Source organism: Sphingomonas sp. UV9, from assembly GCF_004101245.1.
Lineage (GTDB): Bacteria > Pseudomonadota > Alphaproteobacteria > Sphingomonadales > Sphingomonadaceae > Sphingomonas.
Window position 1 is genome coordinate 22,768 of sequence record NZ_SCIN01000004.1, and the last position, 23,634, is coordinate 46,401.

Consider the following 23,634-nt stretch of genomic DNA (forward strand, 5'->3'; position numbering starts at 1 on the left):
AGATGGACACCGCTCCTATGAATGCTGGTCACATGGACGCCGAACGCGCCCGCCTCGCCGAGCACGGCATGTACCGCCCCGACTATGAGGGCGATGCGTGCGGCGTGGGCCTCGTCGCCGCCACCGATGGGCGCGCGTCGCGGCGCGTCGTGCAGTCGGCGGTCGATGCGCTGAAAGCCGTGTGGCACCGTGGCGCGGTGGATGCGGACGGCAAGACCGGCGATGGCGCCGGGCTGCATATCGACCTGCCACTGCGGTTCTTCGACGATGCGGTCGCGGCGTCGGGGCACAAGGTGCGGCCGAACCGGCTCGCGGTCGGCATGATCTTCCTGCCGCGTACCGATCTCAGCGCGCAGGAGGATTGCCGGACGATCGTCGAGAGCGCGATCATAGAGGCGGGCTATACCATCTATGGCTGGCGCCAGGTGCCCGTCGACGTGTCGGTGATCGGCCAGAAGGCGCAGGCGACGCGCCCCGAGATCGAGCAGATCATGATCGCCGGGCCGCTGCCCGACGAGCAGGACGCCGCCGAATTCGAAAAGACGCTCTATCTGGTCCGCAGGCGTATCGAGAAGCGCGTGATCGCGGCGCAGATCCAGGGCTTCTACATCTGCTCGCTGTCGTGCCGGTCGATCATCTACAAGGGGCTGTTCCTCGCCGAATCGCTATCGGTGTTCTACCCAGACCTCTGCGACCAGCGCTTCGAAAGCCGCGTCGCGATCTTCCATCAGCGCTATTCGACCAACACCTTCCCGCAATGGTGGCTGGCGCAGCCGTTCCGCTGTCTGGCGCATAACGGCGAGATCAACACGATCCGCGGCAACAAGAACTGGATGTTGTCCCACGAGATCCGGATGGCGAGCCTCGCGTTCGGCGACAATTCGGAGGACATCAAGCCGGTGATCCCGGCGGGTGCGTCCGATACCGCGGCACTCGATGCCGTGTTCGAGGCGATCTGTCGCTCGGGCCGCGATGCGCCGACCGCCAAGCTGATGCTGGTGCCCGAGGCCGCCAGCCCCGACATGCCGGGCGAGCACCGCGCGATGTACCAGTATCTGGCCTCCGTCATGGAGCCGTGGGACGGCCCGGCCGCGCTCGCGATGACCGATGGCCGCTGGGCGGTTGCCGGCATGGATCGCAACGCGCTTCGTCCGTTGCGCTATACGCTGACGTCCGACGGCCTGCTGATCGTCGGGTCGGAGAGCGGGATGGTCGTCGTGCCGGAATCGACGATCATCGCCAAGGGACGGCTGGGGCCGGGGGAGATGATCGCGGTCGATCTCGACGAGGGCGTCCTGTTGCAGGACCGCGCGGTCAAGGATCGCATTTCGGGCGAGGCGGATTACGCCGCGATGATCGGCGAATTCCACACGCTCGACGACCTGCCCTCGGTCGAGGACGCGGTCGTGCGCTACGACCGGGCCGAGCTTGCGCGCCGTCAGGTCGCGGCGGGGCAGACGATGGAGGACATGGAGCTGATCCTGTCGCCGATGGTCGAATCGGCCAAGGAGGCGATCGGATCGATGGGCGACGACACGCCGCTCGCCGTGATCTCGGACAAGCCGCGGCTGATCAGCCAGTTCTTCCGCCAGAATTTCAGCCAGGTGACCAACCCGCCGATCGATCCGTTGCGCGAGCGGCACGTGATGTCGCTGAAGACGCGGTTCGGCAATCTCGCCAACATCCTCGACGTGCGCGACCAGCGCGAGCGCGTGCTGGTGCTGGATTCGCCGGTGCTGACGGGCGAGCATTGGTCGCGGCTGAAGGCGCATTTCGGCAATGCGGTCGCCGAGATCGACTGCACGTTCGAGGTCGGCGGCGGCCCGGAGAAGCTGCGTGCGGCGATCCAGCGGATCCGCAACGAGGCGGAGCAGGCGGTACGGCAGGGCAAGAGCGAGATCTTCCTGACCGACGAAGCCATTTCGGAGGGCCGGGTCGGCATCGCCGGGGTGCTCGCGGTGGCGGCGGTGCATACGCATCTCGTGCGGCGGGGCTTGCGCTCCTATGCGTCGATCAACGTGCGCACCGCCGAATGCCTCGACACGCATTATTATGCGGTGCTGATCGGCGTCGGCGCGACGACCGTGAACGCGTATCTGGCCGAGGCGGCGATCGTCGACCGCCAGTCGCGCGGGCTGTTCGGCGATCTGGAGCTGGCCGAATGCCTGCGCCGTCACCGCGTCGCGGTGGAGGAGGGGCTGCTCAAGATCATGTCGAAGATGGGCATCGCGGTCATCTCGTCCTATCGCGGCGGCTATAATTTCGAGGCGGTCGGGCTGTCGCGCAGCCTGGTGAACGATCTGTTCCCGGGGATGCCGGCGAAGATCAGCGGCGAGGGCTATGCGTCGCTGCACGTCAATGCGACCGATCGTCACGAGGCGGCGTTCGATATGGGCGTGGCGACGTTGCCGATCGGTGGCTTCTATCGCCAGCGCCACACCGGCGAGACGCATGCCTATTCGGCGCAGCTGATGCATCTGCTCCAGACCGCGGTCTCGACCGACAGCTATACGAGCTATCTGCAATTCTCGCGCGGCGTGTCCGACCTGCCGCCGGTGTATTTGCGCGATCTGCTCCAGTTCAATTTCCCGGCGGAGGGCGTGCCGGTCGACCAGGTCGAGGCGATCACCGAGATCCGCAAGCGCTTTGTGACGCCGGGCATGTCGCTCGGCGCGCTCAGCCCCGAGGCGCACGAGACGCTGGCGATCGCGATGAACCGGATCGGCGCGAAGGCCGTGTCGGGCGAGGGCGGCGAGGACAAGGCGCGCTTCGTGCCCTACGCGAACGGCGACAATGCGAACTCGACGATCAAGCAGATCGCGAGCGGGCGGTTCGGCGTGACCGCGGAATATCTGAACGCGTGCGAGGAGATCGAGGTCAAGGTCGCGCAGGGTGCGAAGCCCGGCGAGGGCGGGCAGCTGCCCGGCTTCAAGGTGACGGAGTTCATCGCCAAGCTGCGCCATGCGACGCCCGGCGTGACGCTGATCTCGCCGCCGCCGCATCACGACATCTACTCGATCGAGGATCTGGCGCAGCTGATCTACGACCTGAAGCAGATCAATCCCCGGGCGCGCGTCTGCGTGAAGCTCGTTTCGTCGGCGGGGATCGGCACGGTCGCGGCGGGGGTGGCGAAGGCGCATGCCGACGTGATCCTGATCGCCGGCCATGTCGGCGGCACCGGCGCGAGCCCGCAAACCTCGATCAAATATGCGGGCACGCCGTGGGAAATGGGGCTGTCGGAGGTCAACCAGGTGCTGACGCTCAACGGCCTGCGCGGTCGCGTCCGGCTGCGCACCGATGGCGGGCTGAAGACCGGTCGCGACATCGTGATCGCGGCGATCCTGGGAGCCGAGGAATACGGCATCGGCACGCTGAGCCTCGTCGCGATGGGCTGCATCATGGTGCGGCAATGCCATTCGAACACGTGTCCGGTGGGCATCTGCACGCAGAACGACGCGCTGCGGCAGAAGTTCGTCGGCACGCCCGAGAAGGTGATCAACCTGATGACCTTCATCGCCGAGGAGGTGCGCGACATCCTCGCGCGGCTCGGCGTGAAGAGCCTCGACGACGTGATCGGGCGGACCGAGTTGCTGCGGCAGGTGAGCCGCGGGGCGGAGCATCTCGACGATCTCGATCTGAACCCGATCCTGGCGAAGGTCGATGCGGACGATTCGCAGCGGCGGTTCTCGCTGTCGACGTGGCGCAACGAAGTGCCCGACAGCCTGGATGCGCAGATCATCAAGGACGCGGCGGCGGTGTTCAGCCGCGGGGAGAAGATGCAGCTGACCTATTCGGTGCGCAACACGCACCGCGCGGTGGGCACGCGGCTGTCGAGCGAGATCACGCGGAAATTCGGGATGTCGACGCTCGCCGACGATCACGTCACGATCCGGTTGCGGGGGAGTGCAGGCCAGTCACTGGGCGCGTTCCTGTGCAAGGGGATCACGCTCGAGGTGTTCGGCGATTCGAACGACTATGTCGGCAAGGGTCTCTCGGGCGGCACGATCATCGTCCGCCCGGCAGTGAGTTCGCCGCTGGCGAGCCAGGACAATACGATCATCGGCAACACCGTGCTCTACGGTGCCACCAGCGGCCGACTGTTCGCGGCGGGGCAGGCGGGAGAGCGGTTCGCGGTGCGCAACTCGGGCGCCAACGTCGTCGTCGAGGGCTGCGGCGCGAACGGGTGCGAATACATGACCGGCGGCATCGCGGTGGTGCTGGGCAAGGTCGGCGCGAACTTCGGCGCGGGGATGACCGGCGGGATGGCGTTCATCTACGACCCCGAGGGCGTGTTCGAGAAGCGCGCGAACCCGGAGAACATCACCTGGGACCGGGTGAAGGCGCTGCATTGGGCGGACGTGCTGCTCGACCTGGTGCGCGATCATGCCGACACCACCGACAGCAAATGGTCGAAGGGCCTGCTGGAGGACTGGGACCGCGTCGCGCCGCATTTCTGGCAGGTGGTGCCAAAGGAAATGCTGACGCGCCTGAGCCATCCGCTCGACGACAGCGTGGAACTGGTGGCGGCGGAATAGGTCCCACCTGTCCGCTCACCACCCCGGCGAAGGCCGGGGCCCAATTGGAAAGGCCGCAGTAAGGACGCGCCGTCCTCCGTCAGCGACGTCCCCCAATTGGGCCCCGGCCTTCGCCGGGGTGGGTAGGGGGCAGCGCAAAGGTGAGATGGTTCACGCGGAGACGCGGAGACGCGGAGCTAAAATTCGATCTTCTGCTTTTCGGTTGCGATCGGTGAGGGAGGAGCTTCGCTCGACGCAAACGCAACACCTCCGCGTCTCCGCGTCTCCGCGCGAACCAAATCTTCTTACCACCGACCCGACCCGCGCTAGTGACACACCCGCCCCGCACCGCCTAAACGAAGCGCATGTGGCAGCTTTACCAATTCCCCCTGTGTCCCTTCTCGCGAAAGGTGCGCCTGCTGCTGGGCGAGAAGGGGATCGGCTATGAGTTGGTCCGCGAATCGCCCTGGGATCGCCGCGACGAGTTCATGGACATGAACCCTGCCGGCCAGACGCCGGTGATGGTCGACGCGTCACGCGGCGTGGCGCCCCTCATCGATTCGATGGCGATCTGCGAGTTCTTCGAGGAAACCGTCGAGAAGGCGGCGATGATCAACGGCACCGCGACCAACCGCGCCGAGATCCGCCGCCTCGTCACGTGGTTCGACACGCATTTCTACCGCGACGTGACCGGGCCGCTGCTTCACGAGCGGATGGTCAAGCGGCTCGCGCATCGCGCCGCGCCCGATGCAAAGGGCCTGCGCGAGGCGATGAAGGCCGCGGTCGGGCATCTCGACTATATGGATTACCTGCTCGATCACCGGAACTGGCTGGGCGGCGCGACGATGAGCCTCGCCGATCTCGCGGCGGCCGCGCAGATCTCGGTCACCGATTATCTAGGCGGGATCGACTGGAAGGGCCATGACCAGACCGCACGCTGGTATCGCGGGTTCAAGAGCCGCCCGAGCTTCCGCCCGCTGCTCAGCGAACGGATGGAGATGATCGCTCCCCCGGCGCATTACGACAATGTCGATTTCTGAGCAGATCGCCTATACCGACTTCGAGAAGGTCGACATCCGCGTCGGCACGATCGTCGCGGCCGAGCCCTTCCCCGAAGCACGCAAGCCGGCGATAAAGCTGCGGATCGATTTCGGCGACGAGATCGGCGTGAAACGCTCATCCGCGCAGATCACCGAGCATTATACGCCAGAGACTTTAGTCGGGCGACAGGTCGCGGCGGTCGTGAACTTCCCGCCGCGCCAGATCGGTCCGATGATGTCCGAAGTCCTGACGCTCGGCTTTCCCGATGCGGACGGGAAGGTGGTCTTGATCTCGCCGACCGGACAAGTCCCCAACGGCGGACGACTGTTCTGAAGAGCAATCCTCCCCCGCCGGGGGGAGGTGGCTGGCGCTTGCCAGACGGAGGGGGAGGTAGGGCGAACCTCGGTTCCGTGTCCTCCCCCTCTGTCACCTTCGGCGCCACCTCCGCCTTGCGGGGGAGGTTCAGCCCCAGCTCTTACTGACGCATGTCGTTCTGCGAGATCGGCACGATCTTCACTTCGACGCGACGGTTCGCCGCGCGACCGGCATCGGTGTCGTTCGATGCGATCGGCTGCGTCTCGCCGTAGCCGCGCGTGCCGATCCGCGCGGTCTGCACGCCGTGGCCCGCCAGATAATCCGCGACCGAGCGCGCACGGCGCTCCGACAGCGTCTGGTTGTACGCATCGCTGCCGGTCGAATCGGTGTGGCCGTACACGTCGATATAGGTCTGGTTATACTGCGCCAGCGTGTCGGCGACCTGATCGAGCGTCCGCTTGAACTGCGGCTGCACATCGGCGCTGTCATACGCAAACGTGATGCCCGACGGGATGTTCAGCACCAGGTCGTCGCCCTGGCGGATCACCTGCACGTCGGTGCCCGCGGTGCGCGCGCGCAGGTCACGCTCCTGCTTGTCCATGTACGCGCCGATGCCCGCGCCCGCGAGGCCGCCGATGCCCGCGCCGAGCAGCTTTTCGGTACGGTCGCGACGACCGCCGACCACGTCGCCGAGCAGATAACCGCCTAGGGCGCCGCCAATGCCGCCCAGCGCAGTCTTCGAAATCGTTTGGCGGCCGGTTTCCGGATCCGTCGTGCAGCCGCTGGTGGCGATCAGTGCGGCGAGTGCGACACCTGCGAACATCCTGGTTTTCATAGATAAACTCCCTGAGACATGATCGATGACGGCTTTATGCCCAATACGGCCGACAACCCGGCTTCGCGACGATTGTTCCGCCTGCGCACTGAATCAAGTCAGACCACCTTCGCGCCCGCCTGTCGAGTATGTGCCACCCGAAACGCAAGGACGGTTGTGCGACCGGCCGTTGTCCTGCAAAGAGAGCCCGAGCCAATGGCACCGCTTCCCCCCTTTCCCTGGATCGACGTCGCGATCATCCTCGCGCTGGTCGCGTTGAACGGTGTGTTCGCGATGAGCGAGCTCGCGATCGTCTCCGCGCGGAAAGCGCGGCTCGAGGCGATGGCGCGGTCGGGCAAGAAGGGCGCGCGCGCAGCGCTTGTGCTCGCGGCCGACCCGGGCAAATTCCTTTCGACCGTCCAGATCGGCATCACGCTGATCGGCATCCTCGCCGGCGCCTATTCGGGGTCCAGCCTCGGCATGCCGACCGCCGCCCGGTTGCAGGCCTGGGGCCTGTCCGCCTCGACGGCCGAAACCGCCGGGTTCGCCATCGTCATCGGCCTGACGACCTACGCATCGCTGATCATCGGCGAACTCGTCCCCAAGCAGTTCGCGCTCCGCTCGCCCGAGGCGATTGCCTCGTTCATGGCGCCGGTGATGCGCTGGCTCGCGATCGGCACCGCGCCGATCGTACTGGTCCTCGATTCGACCAGCGCGCTGATCTTCAAGCTGCTCCGGCTAAACCGCGAATCGGAAGAGCACGTCACCGCCGAAGAACTCCACATGATCGTTGCCGAGGCCTCGAAGTCGGGAATCATCGAGGAGCATGAGCGCTCGATCATCTCGGGCGTCGTCCGCCTCGCGGATCGTCCGGTGCGCGAGGTGATGACGCCGCGTACCGAGATCGACTGGCTCGACTGCGACTGGGGCCCCGACGAGATCCGCGAGACCCTGCTCGCGTCGCAGCACACCCGCCTGCCGGTCGGCGAAGGCTCGATCGACGCGGTCAAGGGCGTCGTCCAGGCGCGCGACATCGCGGCGGCATTGTTCCGCGGCGAACCGCTCGACTTGCGTGCGCTCATGCGGAAAGCGCCCGTCGTGATCGACCAGATCGACGCGATGGACGCACTGCTCGCGCTGCGCGAAGCCGAAGTGCCGATGGCGCTGATCCACGACGAATATGGCCATTTCGAGGGCATCGTCACGCCGGCGGATCTGCTCGCGGCGATCGCGGGCGAGTTCAAGTCGGATTCGGATCCGGACGATGCGCCCTCCGTCGTGGTCCGCGACGATGGCTCGTTGCTGGTGGCGGGGACGATGGCGGCGGATACGCTTGCCGACCGGCTCGGCATCGACCTGCCCGAGGACCGCGACTATGCGACGGTCGCCGGGTTGGCGCTGTCGGTGTTCCGCCATCTGCCGGGCGAGGGCGAGAGCTTCGTCGAGCAGGGCTGGAAGTTCGAGATCGTCGACTTGGACGGCCGCCGCATCGACAAGCTGCTCGTCAGCGAAGTCTGAGGCGGGCGGGGAAGCGTATCCCCGCTCCCGCTACCTCCCGGCCTCCGCCGGGGTGGCCGTCAGCGTTGCGTTAGTTGCTCGCGCCTCGCTTGCGGAAAGCGCGGAGACCGCCACCATCCGTTCGTCCTGAGTAGCTGCTGAGCCTGTCGAAGCGGCGTATCGAAGGACAGGGTAGCGCGCGGAACCCAGGCTTCGATACGAGCTCTCGATACGCTCCTTGCGGAACTACTCGGTCTCTACTCGGCACGAACGGGTTAGGCGATGAAGAGACAAAACAGTTCGACTCCGCCCGCTCTTACTGGCCGGTTTCGGCAGCCGGCTTAGCATCGACCTCGGGCGTCGCGACCACTGGGGCGTTCTCGGGCGTCTCCGAAACCGGTTTTGCCCCGGGCTCCAGATCCTTCGGCACGAACGGAACCACGCTTGGCGGCGGCCCCGACATGCCGGCTGGATCGCCCTCGACGAGGCCGTGGAGGTGGTCGATCTCCGCCTGCCGCCGGTTGAGGTAGAACGACCGCGTCGCCGCGTAGGGATCGGGCGAGTTGTCGTGCAGATCCTTCAGCGTCTGATCGAACTCGGAACGATGATCGAGCGAGCCGAGAATTCCCGCCGGGATCGTGTACGACGCGCTGGTGAACGGATGACCGACTGCGGCCGGCAGGATCAGGCGATCGATCGCACCGCCGAACAGATCGCGCACCGTCGTCGGTCCGACCAGCGGCAGGAACAGGAACGGGCCGTTCTTCACGCCGTAATAGCCGAGCGTGTTGGCGAACCCGTTCGAACGCCGCGGCAGGCGGAACGGCTTGCGCTTGGCGACGTCGAGCACGCCGACCGCGCCGATCGTCGAGTTGATCGCGAACCGCCCGACCGTCTCCGCCGCCTTGCCCGGCTTGAACTGCAGCAGGAAGTTCAGGAAGACGATCGGCTCGCGCAGATTGTAGAGGAAATTGTGGATGCCGCGCCGGATCGGGCTCGGCACGGTCTTCTTGTAGGTCCGCGCGACCGGGCCGATCACCGCGTCGTCGACCTTCTGCGTCACCGCGAATGATTCGGCGTTGGCGGCACGCAGCGGATCGCCCGCGGTCTCCTTGCGGCCGGTGACGATGATGTCGGTCTGCGTGCCCCGCTCGGTAGCGGGCGTGCTCAACGGCGCCGGACCGACCGGGGGGATCGTCTGGGTGGGAAGACCCTGCGGCGAAAACTCGACCGCTGGAAGCGACCCGATCAGGGCCAATGGGGACGTCGCCATCGAAATGGGCATCGACGTGATCGCCGAGGGGGGCATCGACGAGGGAACGGGAAAGTCGTCTGCGAACGGCGAGGGCATCGCGCCAGACAACGCGATCGGTCCTGCCGTCACATGCACCGGCGCGGTGGTCAGCAGCATCGCACTCATCATTGCCAGCATGTGCACTCATCACCCTGTCTGATGCCGCCCCCATACTTCGAGGTGCGACACCGCGTGGCATGCCCGTCGCCGCGCGTCCGGCATAGAGCCAATCGACATGCGTCGCGTGCGCGTGTCGTCCATCCGGTCGACGGATCGACTCGGTTTATAGCTTGCCGAACACCGCCTCGAAGCCCGCTTTGTCGCCGGCCGCCAGCAACCGCGCCTGTTCGATCCAGCGATCGCGGCCCATCCGCCCGGTGAAACTGCCGAGCTGTGCGTCGATCGACTGCGCCTCGCTCTCCGACAGCGCGGCCATCTGGCCCACGGTGGAGACGCCGAGCGCGCCGAGCTGCGCGGCGACTTTCGGCCCGAGGCCCTTCAACTGCGTGACCGGACCGTCTGCATAGGCTTGTGCCGGTACAGGTGCCTGGATCGGGGCGGGTTCGGCCGGTGCTGGAACCGTTGGTTCGGGGGCCGGGGCGGGATCCGGCGGCGTGGGCGCGGGGTCGTCGATGATCGGCGGCTGCGGTGCGGCAGCAGGCGCCGGGCGCGCGACCGATTCCGGCGGTGGTGGCGGCGGCGGTGGCGAGGTGGGAGCAACCGTCCGCGTTTGCGCCTGGGACTGCTCGGCCTTGCGCTGCTGGGCCGGTGCCGGCGCTGGGGCTGCTGATTCTTGCGGCTGCGCGCGCGGCGAATCCGACTCCGCGGGTACCGGTGCGACGCCGGCTTCCTCGGCATGCGCGATCATGTCGCGCGACGCCTTCACCCGGCTGCGTTTCGCCTTGATGCCCCATAGCAGGCCGATCACGACGAGGATCGCCACCACGGCTATGATCGTGAAGTGGATCGCGGTCAGCGTGGCGATGCCGTCGGGCAGCAGGCTCATGCCCGAGGCGGAGGTCGCGGAAGTTTCGTTCATGCTCATACTCGTAGCGTCACGCGGGAGAGGCGGCGAGAGATAATTGGCGGGCGGCTGCAACTCACTCATCCTCCCCGGCCAGGGGGAGGTGTCGCCAAAGGTGACGGAGGGGTAGGACACGGAGCCGCGGTTTCGCTTGCCTCCCCCTCCGTCTGGCAAGTGCCAGCCACCTCCCCCTTGCGGGTGAGGATCAGAACGAGCGCGAATCCCTGATTTTTGCCAGCCTCAGGCCCCCCGAGCGATTTCCCGCCAGCCGATGTCGCGTCGGTAGAAGCCTTCCGCAAAGTCGATTGCCTCGACCGCGCGATACGCGTTCGCCTGCGCCGTCGCCACGTCGTCGCCGGTCGCGGTCACCGCCAGCACGCGCCCGCCCGAGGCGACCAGCCCGCCATCCGCGATCCGCGTGCCCGCATGGAACACCGTGCCGCCCGCCGCCTGCGCCGAATCCAGCCCGACGATCGATCCGCCGGCCTTGGGCGTGCCCGGATAGCCGTCCGCCGCCATCACGACCGTTAACGCGGTCTCGTCGCTGAACCTGGCCGCGGGCATGTCGCCCAGCCGCCCTTCCGCCGTGGCTAGCATCGTCGCGAGCAGGTCGCCCTGGAAGCGCATCATCAGCACCTGCGTCTCGGGATCGCCGAACCGCGCATTATATTCGATCAGCTTCGGCCCCTGCGGCGTCAGCATCAGGCCCGCATACAGGACTCCCGAAAACGGCATGCCTTCCGCCGCCATCGTCGCGACGGTCGGCGCGACGATCTCGTCGATCGCGCGCTTCTCCAGTTCCGGTGTGAGAACGAGGGCAGGGCTGTACGCGCCCATCCCGCCGGTGTTCGGCCCGGTATCGCCCTCGCCGACGCGCTTGTGATCCTGCGCGGAGCCGAACGGCATCAACGCCACGCCGTCGGTGAGGACGAAGAGGCTCGCCTCTTCGCCTTCGAGAAATTCCTCGATCACCGCTTCGGCTTCACCGTCCGCAAACAGCGCGTCGAGCGCGGCATCGGCCTCGGCGCGGGTGAAGGCGATGACGACCCCCTTGCCGGCCGCCAGCCCGTCCGCCTTGATGACGACCGGCAGCGAGAAGGTGCGGGCGAGCGCGACATCCGCCTCGGCGCGGTTCCTGACACGGACATAGCCGGCGGTCGGGATGTTCGCGCGGAAGCACAGGTCCTTGGTGAAGCCCTTCGACCCCTCCAATTGCGCCGCCGCCTTCGACGGCCCGAACACCGGAATGTCCGCCGCGACGAGGCTGTCGGCGAGCCCGTCGACCAGCGGTGCCTCGGGCCCGATCACGACCAACCCGACGTCCTGCGCACGCACGAACGCCACGACCGCCGCGTGATCCGTCGCATCCAGCGGCACGAGCGTCGCAAGCCGCGCGATCCCGGGGTTGCCCGGCGCGGCATACAGCGTATCGAGGCCTCTAGATTGCACCAGCTTCCACGCGAGCGCATGTTCGCGACCCCCCGAGCCCAGCAGCAGGACGTTCATGCCCGATCCCTTTTCCGATGACGTGTCCAGTGACATGGGGCGGCTGGTAGCCGAGCAAGTCCCCGGCGACAACGCGCTCGCCATGTCGGTCGGTGAACTCGCGTTCAAGCTGAAGCGGATGGTCGAGGGCGAATTCGGCCATGTCCGCCTGCGCGGCGAGATCTCGGGCTGGAAGCGAGTCGCGTCGGGGCATTGCTACATGTCGCTCAAGGACGACCAGGCGGTGATCGACGGCGTCATCTGGAAGGGCAATGCATCGAGCCTCGCCTTCGTGCCGCAGGACGGCATCGAGGTGATCGCGACCGGCAAGCTCACCACCTATCCCGGCCGCTCGAAATACCAGATCGTGATCGAGCGGATGGAGCTGGCCGGCGTCGGCGCCCTGATGGCGCTGCTCGAGAAACTGAAGGCGAAGCTCGCTGGCGAGGGGCTGTTCGACGGCGCGCGGAAAAAGGCGCTGCCGTTCATGCCGCAGGTGATCGGCGTCGTCACCTCGGGGACGGGCGCGGTCATCCGCGACATCCTCCACCGGCTCGAGGATCGCTGCCCGACGCACGTCATCGTCTGGCCGGTGAAGGTGCAGGGCGAGGGTTCCGCGGGCGAGATCGCCGCCGCGGTCCGCGGGTTCGACGCGATCACGCCCGGCGGACCGGTACCGCGCCCCGACCTCGTCATCGTCGCGCGCGGCGGCGGCTCGGTCGAGGATCTCTGGTCGTTTAACGAGGAGGTCGTGGTCCGCGCGGTCGCCGCCTGCACGATCCCGATCATCTCCGCAGTGGGGCACGAGACCGACACCACCTTGTGCGATTTCGCCGCCGATCTGCGCGCGCCGACGCCGACCGCCGCCGCCGAGATCGCGGTGCCCGTGCTCGCCGACCTGCGCCTGACGATCGACAGCCACCGCAACCGCACCGAACGTTGCGCACGCCGCTATGTCGAGCGCGGCCGCGAGCGCCTCGATGCGTTGTCGCGGTTGCTACCCAAGCGCGACCAGTTGCTAGGGCCGCAACGCCAGCGCGCAGACGATCTCGGCCAGCGGCTCGATCGCGGGCTGGAGCGCCGGCTGACGCTGGCGCGGGGTAGTCTCGATCGCTCGGGCGCCGCGCTTCGTCCCGCGACCCTCGAACGCAAGCTCGAAGCGAAGCGTGCCCAGCTCGACGCGACGTGGCGCCTCGTCCAGTCGCTCAACCCTGACGCGATCCTCGACCGCGGCTATGCCCGCGTCACCGCCCGCCCCGGCGGCGAAACGCTCGCCTCCGCCAAGGCAGCGCGGGGGGCGGCCACGCTGACGCTCCACTTCCGCGACGGCATGGTCGACGCGCGCACCGACGGCACGGGCGATCTTGAGCGCGCGCCCGCCAAACCCCATGATACGGCGAAGCCGAAACCCGCATCGCCGAGCGCCAAACCCGCCGCCTCACGCCAGCCGACCTTGTTCTGATCCCGCCGAAAGAAAGTCCTCTCATGCTGATGTCCAACACCGATCGCGTCGCCCGCCTCCACTACATGGCCAACGGCTTTCGCGTGCTGACACCGGGCGATCACGTCGCGTGCGCTGCCACCGGCCACCGCATCGCGCTCGAAGACCTGCGCTATTGGAGCGTCGCCGATCAGGCCGCCTATGCGACCGCCGCGGCCGCGACCGAGGCGATGGCCCCCAAATGAGGGTGGCGTCGATAGGCGCGGCCCTGCTGCTCGCCGCCACCGGCGCGACTGCGCAGCAGGCGTCCCCGCCCGTCGCCCCGCCCGTCGCCCCGCCCGTCGGCGCACCCGCGGCGGCGTTCCGCTGGACCGGCACGCTGAGCCAGGGCGGCCTGATCCTCGGCAGCGCCCCCGCTGGCGCGCGCGCTATCACGCTCGACGGCAAACCGATCGTGCTGGCGCCTGACGGCCGCTTCCTCGCCGGTTTCGACCGCGACGCGGGGACGCAGGCGGTGCTCGCCGCGACGCTGGCGGACGGCCGCACGATCCGACAGCCGCTGACGATCGCCCCGCGCAGCTGGAACATCTCGCGCCTGTCGACGCTGCCCAAATATCCCGTGCCCGAAGCCGAATTCGCCCGCATCCGCCCGGCCGAACTCGCACAGATCGTCGCCGCCCGCCGGATAGCCGCGGCCTCGGACGGCTGGCAGCAGGCCTTCGCCTGGCCGGTGACCGGCCGGATCTCGACGCTGTTCGGATCGCAGCGCATCTACCGCAACGGCGAAGCGGGATCCTATCATTCGGGCATCGACATCGCCCGCTCGACGGGCACGGTCGTGCGTGCGCCCGCCGACGGCGTGGTGATCCTCGCGGCCGACCGCCCCTTCACGCTGGAGGGCAATCTGCTGATGCTCGACCACGGCATGGGCCTCAACAGCGCGTTCCTGCACCTGTCGCGGATCGACGTGAAGCCGGGCGATCGCGTCACGAAAGGCCAGCCGATCGGCGCCGTCGGCATGACCGGCCGCGCCACCGGCCCGCACCTCCACTGGAGCCTGCGCTGGAACGCCGCCAAGCTCGATCCGCTGCTCGTGACGGGGCCGATGCCTGGCGGTTAGCGCAATCTCTTGACGAGAATTGAACGCCCCTTGCCGATCGTTGCGCGGTAACCGCCCAGTGATGCCTGTTTTACGACGATGGCAGTGCCAGCCTTGGGGGCGACGGGGATCGCGTCGATGGCCTGCCATTCGCTGCCGTCCGCAAGCCGCAGGTTCCAGCGCTTGCTGCTGCCGGAGAATGCAGCCGATCGTATGGTTGAATCGAGCTGGTCCACCTTGGTCGCCTTGTCCGCGGCGCCGCCGCCGAAAAGGTCGGTTGGACGGCTGGGAAGGCCAAATCCTGCCCGCTTGACCGCCACCACCTGTTTGCGGTCGATGACGAGAATATTGCCAGCGCGCTCGGCGCTGCTGGCCGATGCGGCGGCGGCGTCAAAGCAGGCGAGTCGTTGTGCATCAGGCTGGATCGTTCGACAGCGGACGATGTCCGTCAGCGGATTCGCCGATCCTCCAACCTGCGCAACAGCGGGCGCTGAGATCAATAGGATGGCGAGCCCGAGAGGCGTTGAGAAACCCATATCGTTCGTGTCCGACCGTACATGAAAGCGGCTGTCTGTCGACTTTGCCGATCGGTGTCGAGCGTCTTCTCCCTAATCCTAGCCGAGCAGCATTCCGGCGTTGCCCGACATGCATCCTTGTGTGGCACAAATGATACAATCTGCTAAAATTAGGCGGAATGAAACAATCGCCATTGTGCAATGCGGCTAACATCCGCAACCTTGTGGCATCTGCGGCATGCCGCCGGCACGATTGTTTGGTCCGAACCCGAAGAGGGCGGGCAAATAAAGGGGTTTTACATGACGAACATTTTCCGGGGGCGCCTGCTGGCGTCTAGCCTCCTGGCAGGTATCGCGCTGATCGCGAGCACCGCCGCCCAGGCACAGGATACTGGCCAGATCTCCACGCCCAATGGCGCTGCGCCCGCAGGCGACCAAGACGCGGCTGCGAATGGCAGCGATATCGTCGTCACCGGCACGCTGGTTCGTAATCCGAACCTGGTTCAGTCGTCGCCGATCAATTCGGTGACCTCGGAAGAACTGCAGCTTCGCCAGACCAATGTCGCCGAACAGTTCCTGCGCGAGCTTCCCGGCGTCGTTCCGTCGATCGGCAGCTCGGTGAACAACGGCAACGGCGGCGCATCGACCGTCGATCTTCGTGGCTTGGGTGACAATCGCAACCTCGTCCTCCTCGATGGTCAGCGTATCGCGCCGTCGGGGCTTTCCGGCGTCGTCGATCTCAACAACATCCCGCTGGCACTGGTCGAACGTACCGATATCCTGACGGGCGGTGCGTCCACCACTTACGGTGCCGACGCAGTGGCCGGCGTCGTGAACTTCGTGACCAAGCGCGACTTTTCCGGCGTGGAAGCAAATATCAGCAATCAGATCACGCAGCGTGGCGACGGCAACGTTTTCCGCGCAGATCTGACGATCGGCGCGAACTTCGGCGACGGTCGCGGCAACGCGGTGTTCAGCGTCGGCTATCAGCAGGCTGACCCGGTCACGCAGGGCGAACGCGACTTTTCGATCAACAACATCGATTCGTACACCGGCTTGGCAGGTGGGTCGGGCACGACCGTGCCAGGGCGCTTCACCGGCCTGGGTCTGGGCGCGAACCAGCAGATCGATCCGGCTACCGGTCGGATCGTGCCGACCTTTGCCCTGTTCAACTTCAACCCGCAGAACATCTTCCAGACGCCGTTCACACGCTACAACATGTTCGGCGCGGCGCATTATGAAGTGACGCCGGGTATCGAGGTCTATAACCGCGGCCTCTTCTCGCGCAACACGGTTCAAACCGTCATCGCGTCGTCCGGTACGTTCGGCAATGCGTTGACGATCAACTACTCGAATCCCTATCTGCCGGGCCCTGCGCGTGGTCAGATCTGCGCGGCAAACGGTCTGACCGTCGCACAGTGCAACGCAGCTGCCACTGCTGCACCGGGAAGCGCCGACTACCGCACCTTCACGACCAACGCTTCGCGGCGCTTCATCGAGGCCGGGCCGCGCCTGTCGACGTACACCACGACGGTGTTCGACTATACGGCAGGCATCCGCGGCGACATCACCGACACGATCGGCTTCGATTTTGGCGGTAACTACGGCGAGAGCGAGAATGTTCAGCGTCAGACCGGCAACGGCACGCTGACCCGTTTGCGCCAGGCGTCGCTGGCCACCAGCACCACCGCGTGCGTCGACGCGTCCAACGGCTGCGTCCCGATCAACCTGTTCGGTGCAGCCGGAACGATCACCCCCGATCAGCTGGGCTATCTTCTGGGCGTCACGAACAGCACGCTCACTCGCACGACGATCGCGCAGGCTCACGGCGTTGTGAATGGCGATTTCGGCGTGTCCAGCCCGTTCGCAACGCAGGCGATCTCGTTCGCGCTCGGTGCCGAATATCGCAAGTATACTGCCGCGGTGATCTCCGACGAACTGACGCAGCGCCCGAACGAAGTGCTGGGCAACGGCGCGGCATCGCCGGACGTTTCCGGCCAGTACAACGTCAAGGAAGCGTTCGGCGAATTGATCATGCCGCTCGTCGAGGACAAGCCGTTCTTCCACAGCCTGACGCTGGAAGCCGGTGGCCGAGTTTCCGACTATTCCACGGCCGGAACCAACTGGACCTGGAAGGTCGGCGGCTCCTGGGAGCCCGTCCGCAGCCTGAAGATCCGGGGTAACTACCAGAAGGCGGCGCGTGCGCCGAACATCGGCGAATTGTTCTCGCCGCTGGTCACAGGGCTCGGTAATTCGGCCAACGACCCTTGCGCGGGTGCTGGTGTCACGGCTGGCAGCGCTCTGGGCGGCGTCTGCGCCGCACAGATCGTTGCGGGTGGTGGCACGCAGGCTCAGGCCAATGCCCTCGTCGGTACCATTCCTTTGCCGTCGGCGGGTCAGATCAACGTCACGCAGGGCGGTAACGCTGCTTTGGGTGTCGAGACAGCGAATACCTGGACCATTGGTGCTGTGTTCCAGCCCGATTTCGTCCGCGGCTTCAACATCAGCGTCGATTACTTCAATATCAAGGTTCGCGATGCGATCACGTCCCCGACGGTCGGCGATGTGTTCTCGGCCTGCTACACGCCGCTTCAGGCTGCAACGTCGGCTGCCTGCCAGGCGGTTTCGCGTGACCCGGTCGACGGTAGCCTGAACGGTACCGCCGATGGCTTGGCGCTGCCGCTTTCGAACCTGGGTCGTATCGCGACCGACGGTATTGATCTGGCTGCGAACTATCGCACCGACCTGGGCTTTGCTAATCTTGCATTGTCGTTCATCGGAACCTGGACCAACAGCAACAAGTTCCAGGCGACGCCGACTTCGGTCAACCGTGAATGCGTCGGCTTTTACAGCGTCAACTGCGCCTCGATCCAGCCGGAGTTCAGCTTCAACCAGCGGACCACGCTGACCATCGGTGCGGCAGACGTCTCGCTGTTGTGGCGCTATGTCGATGCGGTGAAGTACGAGCCGCTCGCCCTCGCAGACGACATTGATGCCGGTGGCGGTCCGCTGGAGCAGTTCCAGCGCATTGGTGCGGAGCATTATTTCGATCTGACGACCCGGTTCGGTGTCACGGACAATTTCGATCTGACGCTGTCGGCAATGAACCTGCTCGACAACAAGCCGAAGGTTGTCGGTGCGTCGATCGGCGATACCGCCTTCAACAGCGGCAACGTCTACCCCTCGACGTACGATGCCCTGGGTCGCCGTTTCGCAGCAAGTGCCCGCCTTCGGTTCTGATCTGAGGCGGATCTGACTAACCAACTATACGACGGAGGTGGGCCAGTCCCGCCTCCGTTTTTTGTTTGAGCGTGGCGATCGGCGTTGATAGTCTTCGATGTCAGATGGCGTAATCGAGGGAATAGCGATGACGATCAGCATTATCCTGTTTGCGTTGACCATGGCGGGTGCACCACCAACGCTACAAACTAACGCAGCGGCAAGTGAACCGGCGACACAAGCGGTTAAGGACGAGTCAAAGCCAATCTGCCGTCGCTATGCGCAAGTTGGATCGAACATCGCGCGACGTAAGGTCTGTATGAGCAAGACCGAGTGGGACCAGTTGGCGCGCTCCAGCCAGGCGTTGGGACGAAGCATGCTACCCGCCCTGACGGTTCCCGGCGCTCAGTAGGAGGCCGCATCTCTTTGTTCCGCCGATCTCCTGGGAGGCGGAGCGTGAGATAGGCGAACGGCGAATAGCTGCGCTGCGACTACTGCAGGACCCTGGTGAGTCTAGCCTTGTCGGCTATCTTCACTACAGTCCCGTAGCAGGTTTCCCGCTAACGACCCGGCGATGGTATATCCGCATCGTCAGCGGTGATACAGCCAGACGCGGTTCGTCACAGGTGGCAGCGTCTGCTTGGGGCGTCGAGTCGACATTAGCGCTGGCCTCAGACCACCAGCACCAGCCTTCCGTCGCCCTCGTCGACCTTGACCGTCGAGCCGTCCCTTACCTCGCCGCGCAGGATCATGTCGGCGAGCGGATCCTGCAGATAGCGCTGGACCGCGCGCTTCAACGGCCGTGCGCCGTACACCGGATCATAGCCCACCCGGCCAAGCCACGCGCGCGCCGCATCCGTCAGGTCTAGGACGATCTTGCGATCCGCCAGCAGCTTGTCGACACGGCTCACCTGGATGTCGACGATCGGTGCCATGTGCGCCTGGCCCAGGCGGTGGAACAGGATCACCTCGTCCAACCGGTTGAGGAACTCCGGCCGGAAATGCGCGCGGACGATCTCCATCACCTGCGGCTCGACCGACGACACGTCGTCGCCCTCCGCCATGTTCGCCAGATACTGGCTGCCGAGATTGCTCGTCAGGATGATCAGCGTGTTGCTGAAATCCACCGTGCGACCCTGGCCGTCGGTCAGCCGCCCGTCGTCGAGCACCTGCAGCAGCACGTTGAACACGTCGCCGTGCGCCTTCTCGACCTCGTCGAACAGGATCACCTGGTACGGCCGCCGCCGCACCGCCTCGGTCAGCACGCCGCCCTCCTCATAGCCGACATAGCCCGGCGGCGCGCCGATCAGCCGCGCGACCGCGTGCTTCTCCATATATTCGCTCATGTCGATGCGGACCATCGCGGCGGGATCGTCGAACAGGAATTCGGCGAGCGCCTTGGTCAGCTCGGTCTTGCCGACGCCGGTCGGCCCGAGGAACAGGAACGACCCCAGCGGCCGGTTCGGATCCTGCAACCCCGCGCGCGCACGGCGGACCGCGGTCGACACGGCCTTCACCGCATGCGCCTGGCCGATCACGCGCTTGCCGATCGTCGCCTCCATCGCGAGCAATTTGTCGCGCTCGCCCTGCAGCATCCGTTCGACCGGGATGCCGGTCCAGCGGCTGACGACGCCGGCGATATCGTCCGCGGTCACTTCCTCGCGCAGCATCGCGCCCTTGGTCGCGCCCGCCGCCTCGTCGAGCTGGCGCTGCAACCCCGGAATCGTGCCGTAGGACAGCTCGCCCGCCTTGGCGAGATCGCCCGAGCGCTGCGCCTGCTCCAGCTCCAGCCGCGCGGCGTCGAGCTGTTCCTTGACCCGTGCCTCGGCGTTGATCTTGTCCTTCTCGCCCTTCCACCGCGTCGTCAGCGCGGCCGACTGCTCCTCCAGGTTGACGAGTTCGCCTTCCAGCGTGTCGAGCCGGTCGACCGACGCGTCGTCGGTCTCGCGCTTCAACGCCTCGCGTTCGATCTTCAGCTGGATGATCCGCCGGTCGAGATTTTCGATCGCCTCGGGCTTCGACTCGACCTCCATGCGTATGCGCGAGGCGGCCTCGTCCATCAAATCAATGGCTTTGTCGGGGAGGAAGCGGTCGGTGATGTAGCGGTTCGACAGCGTCGACGCGGCGACGATCGCGCCGTCGGTGATCCGCACGCCGTGATGGAGTTCGTACTTCTCCTTCAGCCCTCGCAGGATCGAGATCGTGTCCTCGACGGTCGGTTCGCCGACCATTACCGGCTGGAACCGCCGCTGCAACGCGGGGTCCTTCTCGACATATTTGCGATATTCGTCGAGCGTGGTCGCGCCGACGCAGTGGAGCTCACCGCGCGCCAAGGCCGGTTTCAGCAGATTGCCCGCATCCATCGCGCCCTCGGATTTGCCCGCGCCGATCAGCTGGTGCATCTCGTCGATGAACAGGATGACGTCGCCCTCGGCGGCCTTCACCTCGTCGAGCACGCCCTTCAGCCGCTCCTCGAATTCGCCGCGATATTTCGCGCCCGCGATCAGCGAGCCCATGTCGAGCGACATGAGGCGGCGGTCCTTCAGCGTATCGGGCACGTCGCCATTGGCGATGCGTAATGCGAGACCTTCGGCGATCGCGGTCTTGCCGACGCCGGGTTCGCCGATCAGCGCCGGGTTGTTCTTGGTCCGGCGTGCGAGGATCTGGATCGTGCGGCGGATCTCCTCGTCGCGGCCGATCACGGGATCGAGCTTGCCGTCGCGCGCCGCCTGAGTCAGGTCGCGTGCGAATTTCTTCAGCGCGTCATAGCGGTCCTCGGCGCCCGCGGTGTCCGCGGTGCGGCCCTGGCGGACGGCGTTGATCGCGGTGTTGAGCCCCTCGGGCGTCACGCCGCCGGCCTTCAACGCCTTGCCCGCGGCGGTGTTGAGCGATAGCGCGAGCGCGACGAGCAGCCGCTCGACGGTGACGAAGCTGTCGCCCGACTTGGTCGCGATCTGCTCGGCCTGGTCGAGCACGCGGACTGCGTCGTTGTCGATCCCCGGCGTGGTCTGCGCGCCCGATCCCGATACGACCGGGATCTTGGCGAGCGCCAGATCGGTTTCGGACGTCGCGCGCTTGGCGTCGCCGCCGGCCGCCGCAATCAGCCCGGCGGCCATGCCCTGCTCGTCCTCGAGCAATGCCTTCAACAGATGCTCGGGCGCGATCCGCTGATGGTTCATGCGGATCGCCACGGTCTGCGCGGACTGAAGGAAGCCCTTCGCGCGGTCGGAGAATTTTTCGATGTTCATCGGTATATCCCTGTGGTCGTGGGGCAGAGATGGTGTTGTATTTGGGCAACACAAGAGGCGGCGCTGACCCGATGCTAGGGCGGCCCGCGGCGCGCCGGAATAGCGTTTATTCTCGGTATCTAAGCGGGCCTGTCATCGCTATGTTCAGCATGGCGTGCTATGTGTCATGCGTGACAAAAGCGATTCCCCATATCTACGCCATCGGCATCGAGCCGGCCGACATCGACTTCATGGGTCACGTCAACAACGCGAATTATCTGAAGTGGGTACAGGCCGCCGTGATCGATCACTGGCAACGCCTCGCACCCGCCGAAGCGGTAGCCGGGCATCTGTGGGTCGCGCTGAAACACGAGATCACGTACCGCAAACCGGCGTTCCTCGACGACGACGTCATCGCGACGGTGCTGCTGGAAAAGGTGCAGGGCGCGCGCGCGTTCTACGAGACGATCATCAAGCGCGGCGAGGATGTGCTCGCCGAGGTGAAGTCCAGCTGGTGCTGCCTGGATGCGGAAACGCTCCGGCCGTCGCGCCTGACGAACAACGTGATCGAGCATTTCTTTCCGAAGGATCCGGCGGCGGCAGCCTGATCAAGACCACGTAACCACCCCGGCGAAGGCCGGGGCCCAATTGGGAAGGTCGCAGTAACGGCGCGTTGCCTTAGTTACCGCCGTCCCCCAATTGGGCCCCGGCCTTCGCCGGGGTGGTGCGAGGAGGGGCAAAGGCCCCCGCTAGACAACCTCATACGGCACAGCCCCACGACGGTCGGGATCCACCCGGATCGCACTCGCCGCCGGCGGAAACGCCCGCTGGTCGCAGTCCGTCCGCAAACATATCCGGCACGAAGACCCGATCGGCGTCGCAATCCCCCCGGTCCCCAACGCATCGGCATAGATGAACTCCGACGCGTTCGCCTCTTCGCACCCCAGCGCCACCGCATAACGCCGCGCCGGCCGCGTGTACGTCTCCGACGGCTTCACCAGCCCCTTCGCCATCGAGACGTAGCGGATGCCGTCGGTCGTCTCGATCAGCTGAGTCAGGATCCGGTCGGGGATCGCGACCGCCTCATGGACGATCCACAGGGGACACGCCCCCCCGAACCGCGCGAACTGGAGGCGGGTGGCGGAGTGCCGCTTGGTGATGTTCCCCGCCATGTCGACGCGGCAGAAGAAGAACGGGATGCCGAGCGCCCCCGGCCGCTGCAACGTCGACAGCCGGTGACACGTCTGCTCGAAGCTCGTCCCGAAGATCCGCCGCAACCGGTCGATATCGTGGCGGACGGTGCGCGCCTCGCTGCGGAACCGCGTATAGGGCATCACGATCGCCCCCGCGGCATAGTTGGTCAGCCCCGCGGTGAGCAGCGCGCGCGCGGTTTCCGACGCCATGTCCGACGCCGCGACGATCCCGCCGATCACATCGCCGAACTCATGCCGCGCGACCTGATGCGCGAGCGAGAACAAGGTCGTCTCGCCCGGTTGCGACCCGTCGAGGCTCAGCGTGGCGCCATCATAATCGCGCAACGGCGCGGCGAGCGCGCCCGAGATCGCCACCGCCACGCCGCGCGCCGCCAGCCGCGCCTCCAGCGCCGCCACGCGGTCCGCCCCCAAAGTCTCGCCGATCTCCTCCGCCCGCCGATCGAGCGCATCGACATAATTGCCCGCCGCATGAAACCAGTCGCGCACGTCCTCCCACGGCAGCAACCCCGGCGCGCCCGATCCCGCCACCAGCCGGTCATCGAGCGCGCGCAACTGCTCCTGCGCGCGGCGATACGCGTCGTGCATCGCGACGAGGCGTTGCGCCAGCACCGGCTGGTGCTTGACCGCGCGCCGCACCGCCGTCTCGTCCAGCGCAGGCGCGGCGACGCTCGTGTCCGACACCGCCTCCAGCGTCGCGATCAGCAGCGCGGTATCGTCCGCCGCATCGATGCTGCCCCAGTCGGCGGGAAATTCTCGCGCGAGCGTGACGAGCACGGCCTCCGTCACCGGCCGATCGCCATTCTCGATCTGCGACAGATAGCTGACCGACAGCCCGATCCGCGCCGCCATCGCCGCTTGGCTGATGCCCAGCGTGGCGCGGAGCGCGCGCAACCGGTGTCCGACGAAGAGGCGACGAGGTGGTGTTGGCATGTCGC

At 66.4% G+C, this 23,634-nt stretch carries 17 protein-coding genes; 10 read left to right on the forward strand and 7 right to left on the reverse strand.

The window, feature by feature from the left end; all coding sequences use genetic code 11:
- Positions 1-2 precede the first annotated feature (2 nt).
- The 3 genes from gltB to EQZ23_RS17160 all read left to right on the forward strand — a co-directional run bounded on the left by gltB (position 3) and on the right by EQZ23_RS17160 (position 5,888).
- Positions 3-4,535, forward strand: coding sequence for a glutamate synthase large subunit (gene gltB, locus EQZ23_RS17150; protein ID WP_240663674.1), 4,533 nt, complete (start codon positions 3-5; stop codon positions 4,533-4,535).
- A 344-nt stretch (positions 4,536-4,879) separates the two neighbouring features.
- Complete coding sequence (locus EQZ23_RS17155) at positions 4,880-5,554, forward strand: glutathione S-transferase family protein (RefSeq protein ID WP_128455683.1); 675 nt, start codon at positions 4,880-4,882, stop codon at positions 5,552-5,554.
- Complete coding sequence (locus EQZ23_RS17160) at positions 5,541-5,888, forward strand: tRNA-binding protein (RefSeq protein WP_128455684.1); 348 nt, start codon at positions 5,541-5,543, stop codon at positions 5,886-5,888. The genes EQZ23_RS17155 and EQZ23_RS17160 overlap by 14 nt, the downstream gene beginning before the upstream one ends.
- Positions 5,889-6,030: 142 nt before the next feature.
- Here EQZ23_RS17160 and EQZ23_RS17165 read toward each other — a convergent pair whose 3' ends face one another.
- Complete coding sequence (locus tag EQZ23_RS17165; protein ID WP_128455685.1) at positions 6,031-6,705, reverse strand: OmpA family protein; 675 nt, start codon at positions 6,703-6,705, stop codon at positions 6,031-6,033.
- 195 nt (positions 6,706-6,900) lie between these two features.
- Between EQZ23_RS17165 and EQZ23_RS17170 the strand changes: the two genes are divergently transcribed.
- Entirely contained in the window at positions 6,901-8,202 is a 1,302-nt protein-coding gene (locus tag EQZ23_RS17170; RefSeq protein ID WP_128455686.1) for a hemolysin family protein, read from the forward strand.
- Positions 8,203-8,497: 295 nt separating this feature from the next.
- Here EQZ23_RS17170 and EQZ23_RS17175 read toward each other — a convergent pair whose 3' ends face one another.
- From EQZ23_RS17175 to purD, 3 genes are all read right to left on the reverse strand, one after another.
- Positions 8,498-9,613 (reverse strand): VacJ family lipoprotein, encoded by a 1,116-nt coding sequence (locus EQZ23_RS17175; RefSeq protein WP_240663655.1) that lies wholly within the window; start codon positions 9,611-9,613, stop codon positions 8,498-8,500.
- Positions 9,614-9,758: 145 nt separating this feature from the next.
- Positions 9,759-10,514 (reverse strand): hypothetical protein, encoded by a 756-nt coding sequence (locus EQZ23_RS17180; RefSeq protein ID WP_128455687.1) that lies wholly within the window; start codon positions 10,512-10,514, stop codon positions 9,759-9,761.
- A gap of 225 nt (positions 10,515-10,739) precedes the next feature.
- A complete protein-coding gene (gene purD / locus EQZ23_RS17185; protein WP_128455688.1) occupies positions 10,740-12,005 on the reverse strand; it encodes a phosphoribosylamine--glycine ligase in 1,266 nt (421 codons plus the stop codon).
- Here purD and xseA point away from each other — a divergent pair.
- Genes xseA through EQZ23_RS17200 form a run of 3 tightly spaced genes read left to right on the forward strand, consistent with a single transcriptional unit; the run spans position 12,004 to position 14,545 of the window.
- Complete coding sequence (gene xseA / locus EQZ23_RS17190) at positions 12,004-13,446, forward strand: exodeoxyribonuclease VII large subunit (RefSeq protein WP_128455689.1); 1,443 nt, start codon at positions 12,004-12,006, stop codon at positions 13,444-13,446. The two genes, purD and xseA, sit on opposite strands and share 2 nt — an antisense overlap.
- Positions 13,447-13,469: 23 nt before the next feature.
- A complete protein-coding gene (locus tag EQZ23_RS17195) occupies positions 13,470-13,670 on the forward strand; it encodes a DUF2093 domain-containing protein (RefSeq protein WP_128455690.1) in 201 nt (66 codons plus the stop codon).
- Positions 13,667-14,545, forward strand: a complete 879-nt coding sequence (locus EQZ23_RS17200) for a M23 family metallopeptidase (RefSeq protein ID WP_128455691.1) — start codon at positions 13,667-13,669, stop codon at positions 14,543-14,545. The genes EQZ23_RS17195 and EQZ23_RS17200 overlap by 4 nt, the downstream gene beginning before the upstream one ends.
- Here the strand turns inward: EQZ23_RS17200 and EQZ23_RS17205 are convergent.
- Positions 14,542-15,060, reverse strand: coding sequence for a hypothetical protein (locus EQZ23_RS17205; protein WP_128455692.1), 519 nt, complete (start codon positions 15,058-15,060; stop codon positions 14,542-14,544). The genes EQZ23_RS17200 and EQZ23_RS17205 overlap by 4 nt on opposite strands.
- A gap of 279 nt (positions 15,061-15,339) precedes the next feature.
- Between EQZ23_RS17205 and EQZ23_RS17210 the strand changes: the two genes are divergently transcribed.
- Positions 15,340-18,279, forward strand: a complete 2,940-nt coding sequence (locus EQZ23_RS17210; protein WP_128455693.1) for a TonB-dependent receptor — start codon at positions 15,340-15,342, stop codon at positions 18,277-18,279.
- Between the two features lie 127 nt (positions 18,280-18,406).
- Complete coding sequence (locus EQZ23_RS17215) at positions 18,407-18,670, forward strand: hypothetical protein (protein WP_128455694.1); 264 nt, start codon at positions 18,407-18,409, stop codon at positions 18,668-18,670.
- Positions 18,671-18,929: 259 nt separating this feature from the next.
- Here the strand turns inward: EQZ23_RS17215 and clpB are convergent, their stop codons facing one another.
- The gene (gene clpB, locus EQZ23_RS17220) at positions 18,930-21,506 is read right to left on the reverse strand and encodes an ATP-dependent chaperone ClpB (RefSeq protein WP_128455695.1); all 2,577 of its coding nucleotides are present in this window, start codon (positions 21,504-21,506) and stop codon (positions 18,930-18,932) included.
- 170 nt (positions 21,507-21,676) lie between these two features.
- Here clpB and EQZ23_RS17225 point away from each other — a divergent pair, with 170 nt between their 5' ends.
- Positions 21,677-22,093 (forward strand): thioesterase family protein, encoded by a 417-nt coding sequence (locus tag EQZ23_RS17225; RefSeq protein ID WP_128455696.1) that lies wholly within the window; start codon positions 21,677-21,679, stop codon positions 22,091-22,093.
- A gap of 141 nt (positions 22,094-22,234) precedes the next feature.
- Here EQZ23_RS17225 and EQZ23_RS17230 read toward each other — a convergent pair whose 3' ends face one another.
- Positions 22,235-23,629, reverse strand: coding sequence for an XRE family transcriptional regulator (locus EQZ23_RS17230; RefSeq protein ID WP_128455697.1), 1,395 nt, complete (start codon positions 23,627-23,629; stop codon positions 22,235-22,237).
- Positions 23,630-23,634: the final 5 nt, after the last annotated feature.

Excerpts from the sequence above, each read along its gene's own strand:
- EQZ23_RS17210 (WP_128455693.1), top strand. The coding sequence starts at position 15,340 with ATGACGAACATTTTCCGGGGGCGCCTGCTGGCGTCTAGCCTCCTGGCA.
- EQZ23_RS17195 (WP_128455690.1), top strand. The coding sequence starts at position 13,470 with ATGCTGATGTCCAACACCGATCGCGTCGCCCGCCTCCACTACATGGCC.
- xseA (WP_128455689.1), top strand. The coding sequence starts at position 12,004 with ATGCCCGATCCCTTTTCCGATGACGTGTCCAGTGACATGGGGCGGCTG.
- EQZ23_RS17160 (WP_128455684.1), top strand. The coding sequence starts at position 5,541 with ATGTCGATTTCTGAGCAGATCGCCTATACCGACTTCGAGAAGGTCGAC.
- EQZ23_RS17230 (WP_128455697.1), bottom strand. The coding sequence starts at position 23,629 with ATGCCAACACCACCTCGTCGCCTCTTCGTCGGACACCGGTTGCGCGCG.
- EQZ23_RS17215 (WP_128455694.1), top strand. The coding sequence starts at position 18,407 with ATGACGATCAGCATTATCCTGTTTGCGTTGACCATGGCGGGTGCACCA.
- EQZ23_RS17200 (WP_128455691.1), top strand. The coding sequence starts at position 13,667 with ATGAGGGTGGCGTCGATAGGCGCGGCCCTGCTGCTCGCCGCCACCGGC.
- gltB (WP_240663674.1), top strand. The coding sequence starts at position 3 with ATGGACACCGCTCCTATGAATGCTGGTCACATGGACGCCGAACGCGCC.
- EQZ23_RS17155 (WP_128455683.1), top strand. The coding sequence starts at position 4,880 with ATGTGGCAGCTTTACCAATTCCCCCTGTGTCCCTTCTCGCGAAAGGTG.
- EQZ23_RS17170 (WP_128455686.1), top strand. The coding sequence starts at position 6,901 with ATGGCACCGCTTCCCCCCTTTCCCTGGATCGACGTCGCGATCATCCTC.
- EQZ23_RS17205 (WP_128455692.1), bottom strand. The coding sequence starts at position 15,060 with ATGGGTTTCTCAACGCCTCTCGGGCTCGCCATCCTATTGATCTCAGCG.
- EQZ23_RS17180 (WP_128455687.1), bottom strand. The coding sequence starts at position 10,514 with ATGAACGAAACTTCCGCGACCTCCGCCTCGGGCATGAGCCTGCTGCCC.
- purD (WP_128455688.1), bottom strand. The coding sequence starts at position 12,005 with ATGAACGTCCTGCTGCTGGGCTCGGGGGGTCGCGAACATGCGCTCGCG.
- EQZ23_RS17175 (WP_240663655.1), bottom strand. The coding sequence starts at position 9,613 with ATGCTGGCAATGATGAGTGCGATGCTGCTGACCACCGCGCCGGTGCAT.
- clpB (WP_128455695.1), bottom strand. The coding sequence starts at position 21,506 with ATGAACATCGAAAAATTCTCCGACCGCGCGAAGGGCTTCCTTCAGTCC.
- EQZ23_RS17165 (WP_128455685.1), bottom strand. The coding sequence starts at position 6,705 with ATGAAAACCAGGATGTTCGCAGGTGTCGCACTCGCCGCACTGATCGCC.